Here is a 17,212-nt window from a genome sequence, read left to right as displayed (position 1 = left end):
ACCCCGACTGTCATTGCCCACGAAAGCGGGCAATGACAGTCATCATTCAGCGAGTTGCAGCGCAGCGCCCTTCTTCTTCGGCGCAATCCAGAACGCCTCTGGCCGTTCGAACAGGAAATTGGCGCGGACACGCAGGGCCAGCCACCAGATCGCCAGCGCACCGACGATACCGCTGACGGTAACGAGCAGGGCAATGGTGCCGACGTCCAGCGGTGCGAGTTTCAGGAGGACCGTGCGTGCGGTGGCCATCGGCAGGAAGAAAGCGAGATAGATGACGATGGAATGCTCGCCGAAGAAGCGAACGAAATCCAGCCATTGCATCTTCGCCAGCAAGGTGCCGATCACGATGATCGCCATGGCGCCGGCAAAGCCGAGCGCAAGCGATATCCCCGGCCATTCGCTGACGCCGCCATGCACCAGCGCGGCATTCACCACTGCCCAGACGGCGAGGCCGGTCAGTGCCAGCATCGGCTTGGTCCGCGCCTTGTCCGACAGCGCAAATACCTGCGTTGCGAACAGATAGCCCGAATAGAAGTAGATGAAGCGCGCACAGAATTCATCGATCGCGGTCCAGCCGGTCTGCACATGCAGACTCTCAAGCACCGCGGCGATGCCCCAGATCAGTGCGGGATGCACGTTGCGCATAGCTTTGGTCAGCACGAAGAACACCGGCAGCAGATAGATAAACCACAGCGTGCCGAAAGGATCGATATAAGACAGCAGATACAGCTTGATCACATAGGGCCAGCCATGTTCGGCGGTGAAACCCGGGGCCTTGAAGCCGAACTGGATGGTCACCCACAGCGCATAGAAATACAGAAAGTGTATCACCTTGCGGTCGAGATAGGTGCGCCAGTCGCGGTCGATCACGCGCGCGAGGAACAGGCCGGAGATCAGGAAGAAGTCCGGCATCCGGAACGGTTTGGCGAATTCGACGAGATAATGCATGTAGCCGGTCTCGCCGGCCGCGAGTTCGGTGCCCAGCACGGAATGCATCATCACCACCATGATGATGCAGATGCCCTTGGCGTAGTCGACCCAATCGACCCGCTCCGAGCCGGCCGATATGCCGCTCATGGTCATGGTAATCCCTCTCCGCGCCCCTTTTGCGCGGCATAATCGGGACAATCGGTTTCAAATGGCTTGCTGTTATTATCCAAAATATTGATCGGATGGTCACGCTTGCGCGAGCTTCGCGCGCTGGTTAATGGGCGTTAACCGATGCGAGCCTCATGACCCGGACTTTCGATACATCTTTACCCATCGACGCGGTGCTGGACGATCTGGCCGGCGCGCTGCAAGGCAGCAATGCCGCCGTTCTGGTGGCGCCGCCCGGCGCCGGCAAGACCACGCGCGTGCCGCTCGCGCTGCTCGACGCGCCATGGCTCAACGGCAAGAAGATCGTCATGCTGGAGCCGCGCCGTATCGCCGCCCGCGCCAGTGCCGAGCGGATGGCGAAGACGCTGGGCGAACGCGCCGGCGAGACGGTCGGCTACCGCGTCCGCTTCGGTTCCAAGATCTCGCGCAACACGCGGATCGAGGTGGTGACCGAGGGCATTTTCGCACGCCAGATATTGGACGATCCCGAACTTTCCGGCGTCGGCGCGGTGCTGTTCGACGAATTTCACGAACGCTCCCTCGATGCCGATCTCGGCCTTGCCCTCGCGCGCGATGCGCAGATCGGGCTGCGCGAGGATCTCCGCATCCTTGTGATGTCCGCGACGATCGATGGTGCGCGGATCGCGAAACTGCTCGGCGATGCGCCGGTCATCGCCAGCGAGGGTCGCGCCTTTCCGGTGGAGACACGCTATCTCGGCCGCAAGCCGGATGTGCAGGTCGAGCGGCAGATGGCCGACGCCATCGCTGCGGCGCTGCGTGCGGATAGTGGCTCGGTGCTCGCCTTCCTGCCCGGCGCGGCGGAAATTCGCCGTACGCAGAATTTCCTCGCCGAACGCCTGCAGGATGCCGGCACCGAAATCGTGCCGCTGTTCGGCGCGCTGGATGCCGCCGTGCAGGACCGCGCCATCCAGCCGGCGCCCAAGGGCCAGCGCAAGGTGGTGCTGGCGACGTCCATCGCCGAGACCTCGCTGACCATCGAGGGGGTGCGCATCGTGGTCGATTGCGGGCTCGCCCGTGTGCCGCGCTACGAGCCCGATATCGGCCTGACGCGGCTCGAAACCGTGCGCGCTTCGCGCGCCGCAGTGGACCAGCGCCGCGGCCGTGCCGGTCGCACCGAGCTTGGCATCTGCTATCGGCTATGGGACGAACCGCAGACTGCCTCGTTGCCTGCCTATACCCAGCCGGAAATTCTGAGTGCCGATCTGTCGACACTGCTGCTGGATTGCGCGCAATGGGGCATCAACGATCCCGCGCAGCTCACTTTCCTCGATCCGCCGCCGGTACCGGCCTTGAAGGAGGCGCGCAGCCTGCTGGTCGAGCTCGGCGCGCTTGATGGCGATGGCCGCATCACCGATGAAGGCCGTGCGCTGCGTGAACTCGCGCTACCACCGCGCCTCGCACGCATGATCGTGGATTCCGCGCGCTTCGGTTATGCCGAGGACGCCGCGGGGATTGCCGCTATCCTCACCGAGCGCGGCCTTGGCGGCGACAGCGTCGATCTCGACCATCGCCTCGATCAGTTTCGTCGCGACCGCTCGCCGCGTGCATCAAGCGCAAGGCAATTGACCGAGCGCTGGGCCGCGCAGGTGTCGTCTTCCTCCCCAACTGAGGCAGGAGAGCTGTCCACCGGCGCCATGCTCGCTTTTGCTTTTCCCGATCGGGTCGCGAAGAATCGCGGCAATGGCAGTTTCCTGCTCGCCAATGGGCGCGGCGCGTCCGTCGAGCAGAGTGTTGCGCTGGCGAAAGCGCCTTACATCGCCGTCGGCGAACTCACCGGCACCGCTGCGAACGGACGCATTCTGCTCGCCGCGCCGCTCTCGCAAACCGAGATTGAAACGCGCTTCGCCGAACACATTGAAAATGCCGACGAGATCACGTTCGACCGCGGCTCGACGAGCCTCCGCGGCCGCCGCAAGCGCACTCTGCATGCGATCACGCTATCCGAGGCGCCGCTGACAGTGATGGCCTCCGAAGATGCCGCGCGCGTCTTCGCCAATGGTCTCGCAGGGCTCGGCCTTGATCGGCTGCCATGGTCCAGGGCGCTGCAACAGTGGCGCGGCCGCGTGATGTTCCTGCGTGCTTCCGAAGGCGAGGCCTGGCCCGATCTGTCCGATCAGGCGTTGATCGATACGCGCGAGGCATGGCTTGCGCCCGCGCTATTCGGCAAAACTTCGCTGAAGGACTTCTCCGCCGGCGATCTGTCCGACACGATCATGAATCTGCTTCCCTGGGATCAGCGCGTTCGCCTTGATAGAGAAGCGCCGACTCATTTCGAAGCACCGACCGGCACCATGCTTGCGATCGATTATGAAGCCGAGCAGGGCCCGACCATCGCCGTCCGTTTGCAGGAACTGTTCGGACTTGGCACGCATCCCTCCGTCGCCAAGGGCAAGGTGCCGTTGGTGCTGGAACTGTTGTCGCCGGCACAGCGACCGGTGCAGGTAACGCGCGATCTGCCTGGTTTTTGGCGCGGCAGCTATCAGGACGTTCGCTCGGACCTGCGTGGCCGTTATCCACGCCATCCCTGGCCGGACGATCCGGCGACCGCCATGCCGACCCGTCGTGCCAAGCCGCGTGGAACGTAAGCGCGCCTTAACCCTTCGCTCATCCTTTTCGCGAAAATTGCCGGTGTAGTCCGCCGTCCCCTACGGACGGTGGCGGCGATCCGTGGTCGATTGCGGTTCCGCCTGTGGCGTCCAGTGAGGGTTGCGTATGCGTAGCATCATGTTTCTCGCGGCGGTGCTGATCGGTCTCGGCACCGTGATGGCACAGGTCGCCGACAGGATGACCTCGACGCCGGCGATGGCCCGCACCGAAAACGCACCGACCAGACTTGCAGCTCTGAGCGCCCCGCAGGCGGGGACCCGGAGTCTTGCGATTTCCCGTGATGCCCGCGGTCATTTCCAGACCGAAGCACGCATCGACGGCCAGCGCATTGACTTCATGGTCGATACCGGTGCCTCGGTGATCGCGCTCAACGAAAAGTCTGCGGCGCGCTTTGGACTTCGTCCGTCGCGCGCCGAATATAACGCCACGGTGACAACCGCGAATGGCACGTTGAAAGCGGCGCGTGCAAAATTGCCGATGGTGCAGGTCGGAGAAATTACCGTGCGCGATGTGGACGCCATGGTGCTGCCAGATGAAGCTCTGTCAGAGAATCTGCTCGGATTGTCGTTTCTTTCCAGGTTGAAGCGATTCGAATATTCGAACGGCCAAATGGTGCTCGAGCAGTAGTTGGCAGCCTGGCCGGATACCGCGGCCCAATTTCAAACAAACTAAGCCTCTTCAATATTGCGGCGCCTTCCCACCGGCGTCGGCAGCCGCTATGGCTGTGTTCTCAAATAACAAAACATCACCATTCGCGAGGTCGTCTATGTTTCCGAAGCCGAAACCCTTGCTCGTGCCGAATACCTACGCTTACGAATCCGAGCCGATGGTGAAGGCTACGGGCTTTCGCGAGTATGACGCACGCTGGCTGTTCGGCAAGGAAATCAACCTGATGGGCGTGCAGGCGCTGGGCATGGGGCTTGGCGCGCTGATCGCAGAGCTCGGCCAGAAGCAGGAGATTGTCACCGGCCACGATTTTCGCGGTTATTCCGCTTCGATCAAATACGCGCTGATGACAGGTCTGATGGCGGCCGGATGTAAGGTTCATGACATCGGCCTGGCGGTCACACCGATGGCTTATTTTGCGCAATTCGATCTGGATGTGCCTTGCGTTGCGATGGTGACGGCCTCGCATAACGACAATGGTTGGACCGGCGTGAAAATGGGCGCCAACAAGCCGCTTACTTTCGGTCCCGATGAAATGACACGATTGAAAGAGATCGTGCTCAACGCCGAGTTCAAGAACAAGGCTGGTGGTTCCTACCACTTTCACGAAAACTATCCGGCGCGCTACATCGCCGATCTCACCAACCGTCCGAAGCTGAAGCGCAAGCTGAAGGTCGTCGCTGCCTGTGGTAATGGCACCGCCGGCGCCTTCGCGCCACAGGTGCTGGAAGCGATCGGTTGCGAGGTGATTCCGCTCGACACCGAGCTCGATCACACCTTTCCGAAATACAATCCGAATCCGGAAGACATGGAGATGCTGCACGCGATTCGCGATGCGGTGCTCGCACACAAGGCTGATGTCGGCCTTGGTTTCGATGGCGACGGCGATCGCTGCGGTGTCGTCGACAACACCGGTGAGGAAATTTTCGCCGACAAGGTCGGCGTGATGCTCGCGCGCGACATGTCGGCGGTTCACCGGAATGCGGAATTCGTCGTCGATGTGAAGTCGACGGGTCTGTTCATCACCGATCCGGTGCTGCAGCAACAGAACGCGAAGACGACCTACTGGAAAACCGGCCACTCCTACATGAAGCGCCGTACCCATGAATTGAATGCGCTCGCGGGATTCGAGAAGTCTGGCCACTTCTTCTTCAATGCGCCGGTCGGCCGTGGCTATGACGATGGCCTCGTCTCGGCCATCGCGATTTGCGAAATGCTGGATCGCGCGCCGGGCAAGACCATGGCCGATCTCAAGGAGGCGCTGCCGAAGACCTGGTCGTCGCCGACCATGTCGCCGCACTGCGATGACGAAAAGAAGTATGGCGTCGTGGAAGCCGTTGTGAAGCATTTCGAGGGCGCGCGGACAAAAGGCGACAAGGTCGCCGGCCAGCCGATCCGCGATCTCGTCACGGTGAACGGCGTGCGTGTAACTTGCGAGGACGGCAGTTGGGGTCTCGTGCGTGCCTCGTCGAACAAGCCGGAGCTGGTTGTCGTGGTCGAGAGTCCGGTGTCGAAGCAGCGCATGCACGACATGTTCGATGCGATCAATCTCGTGCTGAAAACGCATCCGGAAGTCGGTGCGTATAACCAGACGATTTGAGTGGCGAAACTCCAACTGTCATCGCCCGCTCGGCGCGCAATTGCGCGCTCGGAGCGGGCGATCCAGTCAACATTGACTAGCACGGTAACGCGCTAAGCGCGGCGTGTACTGGATGGCCCGGTCAAGCCGGGCAACGCGACAGTCCCGTCAGCGCGTCAATTCGCCGGCAGCGGCGGCACCGGCAGTGCCGTCACTGACTTGATCTTTTCCATCGCAAAACGCGACGTCACATTCTTCAGCGCCACGGCGCTGATCAGCTTTTTGTAGAAGATGTCATAGCTCTGCATGTCCGCCACCACGACACGGAGCATGTAATCGACGTCGCCGGCCATCCGGTAGAATTCCATTACTTCAGGCATGGCGCTGACAGCGTCGGCGAATTTCTTCAGCCAGGCGTCAGAGTGGTCCGCGCTCTCGACAGACACGAAGACCGAAATGCCTAGCCCGATCTTGTTCTGATCGACCAGCGCCACCCGGCGCAGGATCACGCCATCGGCTTCCAGGCGCTGGATGCGCTTCCAGCATGGCGTCGAGGACAGGCCGACACGGTCGCCGATCTCGGCGACGGACAGCGAGGCGTCTTCCTGAAGAACCGTCAGGATCTTGCGGTCGATCGCGTCGAGACGGCGGGTCGATTCGGTAGATTGGTCGGCGACATCGGTCATGTGAAGAACTTTTTTCTAATCTATGGGTCAGATATCCTCATATATGGAACAATCTTCTAAGGCAAGGTGAGGAGATTATGTGCGCCGAATCGTTCTTGCGTAGCGAAAAAGCGCCGCTTGCGAGAGGGCGGCGATGAATTTCATCTCCGATGAGCGTGTGCTGTTGCTCAGGCAGGTCGGTGGCAGCGCCTGCTCAGCCCAGGGCGCCCACCTTCGATTCCCGTAAAAGCTGTTCAACTTCAGCACGTTGTGGGCAGGCAAAGGCGCCGCCGTAGCGCGTGCATTTCAGTGCTGCCGCTGCTGACGCGAAACGGAGTGCCTCTGGTACCGATTTTCCACTGGCAAATTCCAGCGCGAAGGCGCCGTGGAAAATATCTCCTGCACCCAGCGTATCGACCACATGGACCGGAAAGGCAGGGGTTTCCCTGGGGTGCCCCTGTTCGTCGAGCCACAGCGTGCCCCGGGGGCCGCGTGTGACCGCAAGGAAAGAATGCGTCAGCGTTGCCAGCTTCTGCAGGGCCTTCAGATTGTCGGCGATGCCGGCGGTGGATTGCAGGGCGTCGTCGGAGAAGATCAGATGCGATGACGCCGTGAGCAGCCCTTCGTGCTGCGAGATCGTGCTGTCGATATCGACGACAACGGGAATACCGCGATGGCGTGCCTCGATGCAGAGATCGGTGGCGAAGCCGGCGCAGCGGCTTTCCACCAGAATGGCATCGCAGCCTTTCAGCAGCACGTCATGAGCGGGCAGCTTCACTTTCCACAATTCGGGATCGCGGAAGGTGACGATGGTGCGCTCGCCCGAGGGGTCGATCATGACCGCCGAGATCGGCGTCACCAGCCCCGGCATATGGACGAGATGCTCCGTATCGATTCCCTCCTTTGCGAGATCGTCGAACAGGAACTGGTCTGCGGTTTCGTTTTTGTCGCCCATCGGCCCTGTCATTGCGGCCTTGCCGCCGAGCCTGTTAACGCCGATCGCAGCATTCAGCGCGTTGCCGCCGATGATCTGCGCAAAGCGCTGGGACGGAAATTTCTGACCGCGCCCGGGGACCGATTCTACGGCAAAGGTCAGGTCGCGTACCGGGAGGCCGATACACAACACGTGTTTGGGCTGGTCAGTCATGAATGTCCCCGTTGGTCACGCTTGGTCGGGATGCAGCCATCGTCCAAGCAGATGATGCGCGATGGCAAACGGATGCGGACCCGCGAGCCCGTCCGGGTGCTCGCGCTTCCACATCAGCATCGCCTCGTCACGGTCAAACCACCGGGCGTCTTCAAGTTCCATCCTGTCGATGACGATTTCGTCGGTGAGCGCTCGGGCCGAACAGCCGATCATCAGGGACGAGGGATAGGGCCAGGGCTGCGTCATGTAGTAGGTGACATCGGTGCAGCGGATGCCGGATTCCTCGAAGACTTCGCGCTTCACCGCATCCTCGATGGTCTCGGCGGCTTCAACGAAGCCGGCGAGGCACGAATACATGCCTGGCGCGAACTGCTTCTGGCGGCCGAGCAGGCACTTGTCGCCCTTCTCGACCAGCATGATGACGACCGGATCGGTACGTGGGAAATGCTCGGTCTTGCAGCTCGGGCAGACGCGCTTCCAGCCTCCTTCGGCCATCGAGGATTTGGCCCCGCAATTGGCGCAGAAGCCGTGGCGCTGATGCCAGGACACCATGGACTTGGCTTGGGCGACGGCCGAGAGCTCGTCCGGCGGGATGATGCCCTGCATCGCCATGCCGCGGAGTTCAGACACCTGAACATCGTCGCGGCCGACGAGTTTCTCCGACGCCTGTGGCGAGATACCCATGCCAAACACCGCAGCGCCATTACGGAGGCCGAGAAAGATGGTGCCGGGATTCGCTCCGAATTTCAGCGCCTCGTCGATGGAAAGCAGGGCGCGGACATTGTCGCCGTCCTTCTTCATCACCAACGAGTCGCGATAGATCACATAAGCCCGGCTGTCGCTTTTGTTTTCCAGCGCGAACAGCTTTTCGTCGTTGAAGCGCAGATGCGCCGCGCGATCGAGGGTGTTGGAGATGAAGGCCGGCTTGCCGAGGGGAAATAGCTTGCTTGTCATGTCATTCAACCGAGCCAGATCTTGCGACGGAGTTCCGAGATGAAGCGCTGCACTTCCCCGGCGTCATGGGCGAGCGGCGGCATCACGCCCCAGATCGGGCGCGGCCAGGCTGCATCGGTCTTGCGGCGCGCGACGATGTGAACGTGAAGCTGCGGCACCACATTGCCGAGCGCGGCGACATTGAGCTTGTCGCATTTGGTGATCTCCTTGAGCGCGCGCCCGACCCGGTTGATCTCCGTCATCAACTGGGCCTGCGCGACCTCGTCGAGATCGATGATGTCGATGATGTCGGCCCGGCGCGGCACCAGCATCAGCCAGGGGTAGTGCGCGTCTTTCACGACCAGCACGCGGCTGAGGGGTAGGTCGCCGATGTCGATGGTGTCTTGCTGGAGCTGTTTGTGCAGCTCGAAGGGGGGCGTGGTGGCCATTCGGACTCTCGATTTTTGGCGCGCAGCGTCGCAGGAACTGGCCGCGCGGACAACTCCGTGGTGCCTGCTTTTGCGAGGATGTGCCACGATTTCTTGCGGCAACACGGTGGCAAATCCTGTGGCAGACCGGAGGCGTGCGTCACGCTTGCTTTCCGGCCCGTTTGGCCCCAAATAGGCAGTGGGAGATTGGCGGTGGACGAGCCACTCGCCAACCGGGTCAGGTCCGGAAGGAAGCAGCCCTAACGAGATCCGGATCGGGTCGCTCGTCAGTCTCCTACCTCGTTCTATCGGGCACAATCAGCGCCAGCGGCGGGAACATCGGTTCCCTTTGCCTTTATCTTGGCCCGGCTGATGGTCCGATGTTCCGCAAGCCGGCACCTGAGACAACAGATTGCGGATTTCTTGATGACCGATGCCGGCATGCCCTCTTCCAATGACGACGCCCAAGCCGGCTTTGCGATGAATTCTGCCGCAACGTCAACGCCTTACCGAGTTCTTGCGCGAAAGTACCGGCCGGGGAATTTCGACGACCTGATCGGCCAGGAAGCTCTGGTCCGCACCGTGTCCAATGCTTTCGAGACCGGCCGCATCCCGCAGGCCTGGATTCTCACTGGTGTCCGTGGGGTCGGTAAGACGACCACGGCGCGCATTCTGGCGCGGGCGCTGAATTACGAGATGGCCGATGGTTCGGTGAAGGGGCCGACCATCCAGATGCCGAGTCATGGCGTGCATTGTAAAGCTATCATGGAAAGCCGTCATATCGACGTGCTGGAAATGGACGCCGCCTCGCATACCGGCGTCGATGACGTTCGCGCGATCAATGACAGCGTGCGTTATGCGCCGACATCTGCGCGTTACAAGGTCTACATCATCGACGAAGTCCACATGCTGTCGACGGCGGCCTTCAACGCGTTTCTGAAAACGCTGGAGGAGCCGCCGGAGCACGCCAAGTTCGTTTTCGCCACCACAGAAATCCGCAAGGTGCCGATCACGGTGTTGTCGCGCTGCCAGCGCTTCGACCTGCGCCGTGTCGATGCCGACGTGCTGATGCAGCACCTGTCGACTATTGCCGGCAAGGAAGGCGTCGAGGTCGAACCTGAAGCGCTTGGTATTATCGCGCGGGCGGCCGAAGGCTCGGTGCGCGATTCACTGTCGCTGTTCGATCAGGCGATCGCCCATGCCGCCGGTCTCGTGAAGGCCGACGCGGTTCGGCAGATGCTCGGCCTCGCCGATCGCACCCGCGTCATCGACCTGTTCGACTCGCTGGCGCGCGGTGATATCGCGGCGGCGTTCAAGGAATTCCGCGAGCAGTACGATGTCGGCGCGGATCCGGTCGTAGTGCTGAGCGATCTCGCCGAGTTCGTCAATTTCGTCACCCGCGTGAAGATCGTGCCTGCGACGGCCGACAACGTGGCCTTCGGCGAGACCGAGCGCCTGCGTGCGCGCGACTTTGCGTCGAAACTCTCGATGCGCGTGCTGTCGCGGATGTGGCAGATGCTGCTCAAGGGCATCACCGAAGTGCAAGGCGCGACGCGTCCTGCTGCCGCAGCCGAGATGGTGCTGGTGCGCATCGCCTATGTCGCCGATCTGCCGACACCCGATGAAGCCATCCGCATGATCGAGCAGGGCGGCGGCTCGTCGCCGGTCATCGGCAATGGCGGCGGCCGTGCTGCGCCGATGCTGAATGCGCCGTCCGCTCAATCCTCCGTGCAGATGCCCTCGGCATCATCGCCGCCCTCCGCGCCGACCATGAGCGCGCCGCGTGGTCCGGTGATGCAGCGAGGGAGTGCCGAGCCGTCGCCGCGGCCCCAGGTCGGGATGGCGGAGGCGCAGCCGGCGACTGTCCTGAAAATTGCAACCTTCCCTGAATTGGTCGCATTGGCCGGGCAAAAGCGCGATCTGATGGTGAAGGCGGCGCTGGAATCCGACGTCCGTCTCGTGCGCATCGAGGATGGCCGGCTCGAACTGTCGATGGAGCGCACGGCCGCGCGTTCGCTGATCAACGACCTCTCGCGCAAGCTGGAAATGTGGACCGGCCGGCGCTGGGCTGTGATCGTCTCCAATGCGCAGGGCGCGGCGACGATCCGTGAGCAGCAGCAGGAACTGAAGGACGAGCGCTATCGCGCCGCCGCGGCCGATCCGCGGGTGCAGGCGGTGCTGGCGAAATTCCCCGGCGCCAAGATGGAAGTCACCATGCTGGCGCCCGAAGTGCCGGATGGCGACGGCAGCGATCTGATCATCGATGACGGCGCCGATCCCGGCGACGACGATTAAGAGCATGATCCCGAAAAGTGGACACCGGTTTTCGGGACCATGCGCACGCAACGATAAAGGACGATCCATGGCTGACTTTCTCGGCATGATGAAGCAGGCGGCGCAGCTGCAGTCGAAGATGAAGGCGATGCAGGAAGAGCTCGACCATGTGGAGGTCGAGGGCATGTCCGGCGGAGGTCTCGTCTCGGTGCGCATGACGGCGAAGACCGAAGTGAAGGCCGTGAAGATCGACCCGTCGCTGGTGAAGCCGGAAGACGTCGAGATCCTCGAGGATCTGCTGGTCACCGCGCTCGGCGATGCCCGCCGCAAGGCGGAAGCCGCCATGCAGGAGAAGATGCAGTCGCTCACCGGCGGCCTCGGCCTGCCGCCGGGGCTGGGCCTCGGCTAAAGGCCCCGAACTGACATGGCCTCCGTTGCCGGACCTGAAATCGAGCGCTTGATTCAGTTGCTTGCGCGGCTGCCCGGACTCGGCCCGCGCTCGGCTCGGCGCGCGGCGCTGCATCTGATCAAGAAGCGCGATGCGCTGATGACGCCGCTGGCCGGCGCGCTGCAGCTGGCAATCGACCGTGTGCAGGTCTGCCAGGTGTGCAGCAATATCGATACGGTGAATCCGTGCACGATCTGCACGGACGCACGGCGCGATCCCTCGACCATCGTGGTCGTCGCCGATGTCGCCGATCTGTGGGCACTGGAGCGCGCCAATGCGGCGCCGGGCAAATATCATGTGCTTGGCGGCACGCTGTCGCCGCTCGATGGCGTGGGGCCGGGCGACCTGACCATCGATGCGCTGGTGGCACGCGCGCATGAGCCTGAAGTCGCTGAAATCATTTTGGCGCTGAACGCGACCGTGGACGGACAAACGACAGCACATTACATCACCGACCTTCTTCAGGACGCCAATGTGAAAGTCACCCGCCTGGCGCATGGCGTGCCGGTCGGCGGCGAACTGGATTATCTCGATGAAGGCACGTTGTCGGCGGCGATGCGACAACGCACATTGTTTTAAAGACGGGACTGCTTCTGATGACACGATCCGGATGGAAAGCGCAGCTCGGCTGCGCCGCGGTGCTGGCGATGGCCGCGATGACCACGATGGCTTATGCAGCCTCCGATGCGGACGAAGCACCGGCGAGGCCGGCGGCGCCGAAGGCGATGCAGATCGGCGATGTGCTCACGGGCCAGCTCAATGCGATGCAGAGCCGCGATGCCAAGGGCAAGCGCGTCGACGTCTATCAGATCGTCAGCGAACCGCGCCGCCTGCCGGCACCAGCGGGGCTGTGCAATCTGGAAACAGGACCGGAGACCTTCGAGATCGTGGTCGCCAGCGATGCGCAGGCAACGCAGTTGAAACGTCTCGTCGGCAAGGAAGTCGCATTCAAGGTGGGCGAAGTCGCTTGCGCCGAACAGGCAGGGCAAATGAGCGAAGCGCTGGTGACGAAGTGGAGTCTGGTGGGGAAGAATTGAGGCGCTTCTTCCCCTCTCTCGCTCTTGTGGGAGAGGGCGATCGCACATGATGGTCGCAAGCAGCCTGTGGCCATCCTTCGAGACGCGGCCTAACAAGGCCGCTCCTCAGGATGAGGGAAGAGTATGGTGCGATAGAAGACCCTCATGGTGAGGAGCCCGCGAAGCGGGCGTCTCGAACCATGCAGGCCAAGCACTCTCCCCATCCGCACTCAGCAATACGCGATAGACCACTGTTGCGGGGAGGGGACACGACGGTCAAGTGTGTGACGACAGGGTCGTAGCTACACCCGTACCGGACCCAGCGCCGCAAAATGCCCGCGCCGCTGCAGCCAGAGCAGTAGCACCAGGCTCGGCACCGCCACCAATACGCTGATCACGAAGAACAACGGCCAGCCTGTCGCCTGCGCGACGTAGCCTGCGCCAGCCGAGAGATAGGTTCGCCCAACCGCGGCAAGCGCTGTCAGCAGCGCATATTGCGTGGCGGTGTGCAGCGGATTCTTGCAGAGCGCGGAAAGATAGGCGACGAAGATCACCGTGCCGATGGCACTCGTGAAATTCTCGACCGAGATCGCCAGCGCCAGCGCCCATTGATTGACGCCGACCAGCGCGAGCCACGCGAAAGCGAGGTTGGACACCGCCTGCAGCACCGCGCCGATCCACAGGCTCGCCTCCAGCGAATAGCGCCGGGCGACGAAGCCGCCGGCAAAGCCGCCGATCAGCGTGGCGGCGAGGCCGACGCCTTTCACGATCGCTGCGTAATCATTGCGGGTGAAGCCGATATCGATGACGAAGGGCGCGGTCATCGTGCCGGAGAAGGCGTCGGTGAATTTGAACAGCACCACGAAGGCCAGTGCCGCCCAGGCATCTTTCCGCGACAGGAATTCCGAGAAAGCGCCGATGGCGGCGCGCAGCACGCGCTGGAACGCACTCTCGCTGCGCGTGGCGGCTTCGGCCTGCACGGATTGCTCGGGCTCCGTGGCGAGGAGCGCGGTCACCGTGCCGATCAGCACCAAGGCGGCCATCGCCACATAGCCCCACATCCAGGCGGAGGAGCGGGCGATGCCGGTGGCCTCGAAGGCACTGACCAGAAACAGGATGCCGGCGGTCGAGATCAGCATGCCGATCCGGTAGGCGGCGACATAGGAGGCCATGCCCGCGGCCTGCTCGCTTTCAGGCAGGCTCTCGACGCGGAAGGCATCGACGACGATGTCCTGGGTTGAGGACATGGTGGCGACCAGCAGCGCGCCGAGCGCGACGAACAGAGGAGACCTGGCAGGATCGGTGAGCGCGAGCAGCAGGATCGCGGCGATGAGCAGCAACTGCGAGAACACCAGCCAGCCGCGGCGGCGGCCGAAGGCGCGGGTGAAGAGCGGCACATGCAGCGCGTCGATCAGCGGCGCCCAAAGGAATTTCAGCGTGTAGGGCGTGCCAACCAGCGCGAACAGGCCGATGGTGCCGAGATCGACGCCGCTTTCGCGCATCCAGACCAGCAGCGTGGACCCGGACAGCGCGAGTGGGAGGCCGGAGGAGAGGCCGAGCATCAGCACGATCAGCACGCGCGGCTGCAGATAGACCGCCATGCTCTCGCGCCAGGAGGCGCGGGGCTGCAAGACGGCGTCGGGCGTATCGGGCGCTGTAGTCATGGGAACGATGGCCTTAAGAGATCGAATCGCAGACGAGGCTTGCTTCATCTCTCCCCGGGGGGAGAGGTGAACGGCGCGTGGCTGCGCTTTTCGCGGGATGTTCGATCGTGAACAAAAAGTAAACGTCTGTGGTTAACAAAGCGTTGCGCCGCATGGTTAATATCTCCCTCACCAACATGGTTATCGCTCCGTTAATGCCGGCTCTCCGCATTGACCGCGCAACACGCGCAGATTAAATCGCCCGCCATGGCCATTCGTGAAATCATCATCCTGCCCGACAAACAGTTGCGGCTGATCTCCAAACCTGTCGAGAAGGTGACGTCGGAGGTGCGCAAGCTCGCCGATGACATGTTCGAGACCATGTATGACGCGCCCGGTATCGGGCTGGCGGCGATCCAGATCGCGGTTCCGCTCCGCCTGATCACCATGGATCTGGCCAAGAAAGAAGACGAGGGCGGCCCGAAGCCGCGCGTCTTCATCAATCCGGAAATCATCTCGGCGTCGGAACAGCTCTCGGTTTATGAGGAGGGCTGCCTGTCGATCCCGGAATATTACGAAGAGGTGGAACGCCCGGAGACGGTGCGCATCCGCTATCTCGATCTCGACGGCAAGACGGTGGAGGAGGACGCGAGCGGCTTGTTCGCCACCTGCATCCAGCACGAGATCGACCATCTCAATGGCGTGCTGTTCGTCGATTATCTTTCCAAGCTCAAGCGTGATCGCGTGATGAAGAAATTCACGAAGATCGCCAAGCGCGTGGGCTGACGCTCTTTCGTGTCCCGGACGCGGTGCGGCATCTTTATGCCGCTCCGCAGAGCCGGGGCCGCCACGAACGCCGTCGCTTGATACGGTCCCGGCTCTGCGCAGCAGCGTTGCACGCTGCGGCGCGTCCGGGACACAGTCACTAACCGGATCGAGCCACCACATGCCGCTTCGTCTGATTTTCATGGGCACGCCGGATTTTGCCGTGCCGACGCTGCTCGAACTCGTGGCGCACGGTCATGAGATCGTCGCCGTCTATACGCGCGAGGCGAAACCCGCCGGGCGCGGCATGAAGCTGCAACCGACACCCGTGGCGCGCGAGGCGGAACGGCTCGGCATTCCCGTTCTGACGCCGAAGACGCTGCGCACCGTCGATGCCGAAACCCAGTTCCGCGCCTTCGAGGCGGACGCCGCCGTGGTCGTCGCCTATGGCATGATCCTGCCGCAGAACATTCTCGATGCCGTGCCGCTCGGCTGCTTCAACCTGCACGGCTCGCTGCTGCCGCGCTGGCGCGGCGCCGCGCCGATCCAGCGCGCCATCATGTCCGGCGATGCCGAGAGCGGCGTCATGGTAATGAAGATGGATGCCGGCCTCGACACCGGCGACATCGCCATGGCCGAGCGCCTTGATATCACCGACGCGATGACGGGGCAGGATCTGCATGACGCGCTGGCGCCGCTCGGCGCCGACCTGATGGTACGCGCCATAGGTGCGCTCGATCGCGGTGGGCTGCAGTTCGTGAAGCAGAGCGAGAACGGCGTCGAATATGCGGCCAAGATCGACAAGGCCGAGGCGAAGATCGACTGGACCAAGCCGGCGCGCGCCGTGCTCCGGCATATCCACGGCCTGTCGCCATTTCCCGGCGCGTGGTGCGAGGCGGATGTCGACGGCGAAGCCATCCGGCTGAAGATATTGCGCTGTGAGCTGGCGAAAGGATCGGGGGCGCCGGGCGAATTACTTGATGACCATCTCACGGTTGCCTGTGGCGACGGCGCCATCCGCATTCTTGAACTGCAGCGCGCCGGCAAGCAGGCCATGAAGCCCGATGAATTTCTCCGCGGCACGGCATTGAAGCCGCCCATGCGGGTGAGCTGATGCCGCGCTACAAGATGCTCATCGAATATGACGGCATGCCATTCTCCGGCTGGCAGGTGCAGGACAATGCCACGCTGACCGTGCAGGGCGCGCTGGAGCGCGCCGCCGAAGCGATCTGCGGCGAGCCAATCCGTGTCCATGGCGCCGGCCGCACCGATGCCGGCGTGCACGCGCTCGGACAGGTGGCGCATTGCGATGTGCCGAAGATCCTGGTGCCCGGCCGCTTTCGCGACGGCATGAATGCGCATCTGCGGCCGCATCCGGTGGCGGTGCTCTCGGCCGATGTGGTGGCCGATGATTTCGAGGCGCGGTTTTCGGCCGTGAAGCGGCACTATATCTATCGCATCTCCAATCGCCGGGCGAACCTCGCCGTGGATATGGGCCATGTCTGGCGGGTGCCGAAGCCGCTCGATATCGCCGCCATGCGCGAGGGCGCCAAGCGGCTGCTCGGCCGGCACGACTTCACCACGTTTCGCGACACCGAATGCCAGGCGAAGTCGCCGATCCGCACGCTGGATCAGCTTGATGTGGATGCGGATGGCGAGGCGGTGACGATCCGCACCTCGGCGCGTTCGTTCCTGCACAGCCAGGTGCGCTCGATGGTGGGCTCGCTGGTATGGGTCGGGCACGGCCGCTGGACGCCGGATGACATGAGCGCGGCGCTCGCCGCCAAAGACCGCGTCGCCTGCGGCATCGTCGCGCCGCCGGACGGGCTGTATCTGGCGAAGGTGGATTATCCGTAGGGCGGATTAGCGAAGCGTAATCCGCCGCGGTCTTCGCCTCATGCGCTCGGCCGGCGGATTACGCC

16 protein-coding genes and 1 other RNA gene are annotated in these 17,212 nt (G+C 62.9%); 11 read left to right on the top strand and 6 right to left on the bottom strand.

Annotation, left to right across the window (positions count from 1 at the left end; translation table 11 throughout):
- Window positions 1-42 precede the first annotated feature (42 nt).
- Window positions 43-1,083 carry an acyltransferase family protein gene (locus E0H22_RS23225; RefSeq protein WP_233023306.1) on the bottom strand — a complete coding sequence of 347 codons (1,041 nt, stop codon included), beginning with the start codon at window positions 1,081-1,083 and terminating at the stop codon, window positions 43-45.
- Between the two features lie 149 nt (window positions 1,084-1,232).
- Here E0H22_RS23225 and hrpB point away from each other — a divergent pair, with 149 nt between their 5' ends.
- The 3 genes from hrpB to E0H22_RS23210 all read left to right on the top strand — a co-directional run bounded on the left by hrpB (window position 1,233) and on the right by E0H22_RS23210 (window position 5,992).
- Window positions 1,233-3,704 (top strand): ATP-dependent helicase HrpB, encoded by a 2,472-nt coding sequence (gene hrpB, locus E0H22_RS23220; protein WP_233023305.1) that lies wholly within the window; start codon window positions 1,233-1,235, stop codon window positions 3,702-3,704.
- Window positions 3,705-3,843: 139 nt separating this feature from the next.
- Window positions 3,844-4,353: a TIGR02281 family clan AA aspartic protease gene (locus E0H22_RS23215; RefSeq protein ID WP_233026510.1), complete on the top strand. Its 510-nt coding sequence runs from the start codon at window positions 3,844-3,846 to the stop codon at window positions 4,351-4,353.
- Between the two features lie 139 nt (window positions 4,354-4,492).
- Window positions 4,493-5,992: a phosphomannomutase/phosphoglucomutase gene (locus E0H22_RS23210; protein WP_233023304.1), complete on the top strand. Its 1,500-nt coding sequence runs from the start codon at window positions 4,493-4,495 to the stop codon at window positions 5,990-5,992.
- Between the two features lie 155 nt (window positions 5,993-6,147).
- Here the strand turns inward: E0H22_RS23210 and E0H22_RS23205 are convergent, their stop codons facing one another.
- The 4 genes from E0H22_RS23205 to E0H22_RS23190 all read right to left on the bottom strand — a co-directional run bounded on the left by E0H22_RS23205 (window position 6,148) and on the right by E0H22_RS23190 (window position 9,165).
- Window positions 6,148-6,657 carry an Lrp/AsnC family transcriptional regulator gene (locus E0H22_RS23205; RefSeq protein ID WP_233023303.1) on the bottom strand — a complete coding sequence of 170 codons (510 nt, stop codon included), beginning with the start codon at window positions 6,655-6,657 and terminating at the stop codon, window positions 6,148-6,150.
- A gap of 193 nt (window positions 6,658-6,850) precedes the next feature.
- Window positions 6,851-7,783, bottom strand: coding sequence for a sugar kinase (locus E0H22_RS23200; RefSeq protein ID WP_233023302.1), 933 nt, complete (start codon window positions 7,781-7,783; stop codon window positions 6,851-6,853).
- A gap of 15 nt (window positions 7,784-7,798) precedes the next feature.
- A complete protein-coding gene (nudC, locus tag E0H22_RS23195; RefSeq protein ID WP_233023301.1) occupies window positions 7,799-8,737 on the bottom strand; it encodes an NAD(+) diphosphatase in 939 nt (312 codons plus the stop codon).
- A gap of 5 nt (window positions 8,738-8,742) precedes the next feature.
- Window positions 8,743-9,165 carry an HIT domain-containing protein gene (locus tag E0H22_RS23190; protein ID WP_233023300.1) on the bottom strand — a complete coding sequence of 141 codons (423 nt, stop codon included), beginning with the start codon at window positions 9,163-9,165 and terminating at the stop codon, window positions 8,743-8,745.
- 181 nt (window positions 9,166-9,346) lie between these two features.
- On the opposite strand from E0H22_RS23190, the gene ffs reads away from it, so the two are divergent.
- From ffs to E0H22_RS23165, 5 genes are all read left to right on the top strand, one after another.
- Window positions 9,347-9,443: signal recognition particle sRNA small type (gene ffs / locus E0H22_RS23185), an RNA gene on the top strand.
- 127 nt (window positions 9,444-9,570) lie between these two features.
- Window positions 9,571-11,439 (top strand): DNA polymerase III subunit gamma/tau, encoded by a 1,869-nt coding sequence (locus tag E0H22_RS23180; RefSeq protein ID WP_233023299.1) that lies wholly within the window; start codon window positions 9,571-9,573, stop codon window positions 11,437-11,439.
- Between the two features lie 67 nt (window positions 11,440-11,506).
- Window positions 11,507-11,827 carry a YbaB/EbfC family nucleoid-associated protein gene (locus tag E0H22_RS23175; protein WP_233023298.1) on the top strand — a complete coding sequence of 107 codons (321 nt, stop codon included), beginning with the start codon at window positions 11,507-11,509 and terminating at the stop codon, window positions 11,825-11,827.
- A 15-nt stretch (window positions 11,828-11,842) separates the two neighbouring features.
- Window positions 11,843-12,445 carry a recombination mediator RecR gene (gene recR, locus E0H22_RS23170; protein WP_233023297.1) on the top strand — a complete coding sequence of 201 codons (603 nt, stop codon included), beginning with the start codon at window positions 11,843-11,845 and terminating at the stop codon, window positions 12,443-12,445.
- Between the two features lie 17 nt (window positions 12,446-12,462).
- The gene (locus E0H22_RS23165; RefSeq protein ID WP_233023296.1) at window positions 12,463-12,903 is read left to right on the top strand and encodes a hypothetical protein; all 441 of its coding nucleotides are present in this window, start codon (window positions 12,463-12,465) and stop codon (window positions 12,901-12,903) included.
- Between the two features lie 281 nt (window positions 12,904-13,184).
- On the opposite strand, the gene E0H22_RS23160 is transcribed toward E0H22_RS23165, so the two are convergent.
- A complete protein-coding gene (locus tag E0H22_RS23160) occupies window positions 13,185-14,546 on the bottom strand; it encodes an AmpG family muropeptide MFS transporter (protein WP_233023295.1) in 1,362 nt (453 codons plus the stop codon).
- A 246-nt stretch (window positions 14,547-14,792) separates the two neighbouring features.
- Between E0H22_RS23160 and def the strand changes: the two genes are divergently transcribed.
- From def to truA, 3 genes are all read left to right on the top strand, one after another.
- Window positions 14,793-15,311: a peptide deformylase gene (def, locus tag E0H22_RS23155; RefSeq protein WP_233023294.1), complete on the top strand. Its 519-nt coding sequence runs from the start codon at window positions 14,793-14,795 to the stop codon at window positions 15,309-15,311.
- A 160-nt stretch (window positions 15,312-15,471) separates the two neighbouring features.
- A complete protein-coding gene (gene fmt, locus E0H22_RS23150) occupies window positions 15,472-16,404 on the top strand; it encodes a methionyl-tRNA formyltransferase (RefSeq protein WP_233023293.1) in 933 nt (310 codons plus the stop codon).
- Window positions 16,404-17,147, top strand: a complete 744-nt coding sequence (truA, locus tag E0H22_RS23145) for a tRNA pseudouridine(38-40) synthase TruA (protein ID WP_233023292.1) — start codon at window positions 16,404-16,406, stop codon at window positions 17,145-17,147. Before fmt ends, truA begins: the two co-directional genes overlap by 1 nt.
- Window positions 17,148-17,212: the final 65 nt, after the last annotated feature.

The organism is Rhodopseudomonas boonkerdii, from assembly GCF_021184025.1.
Taxonomy (GTDB): domain Bacteria; phylum Pseudomonadota; class Alphaproteobacteria; order Rhizobiales; family Xanthobacteraceae; genus Tardiphaga; species Tardiphaga boonkerdii.
This window is presented reverse-complemented; position numbering and strand designations above follow the sequence as displayed.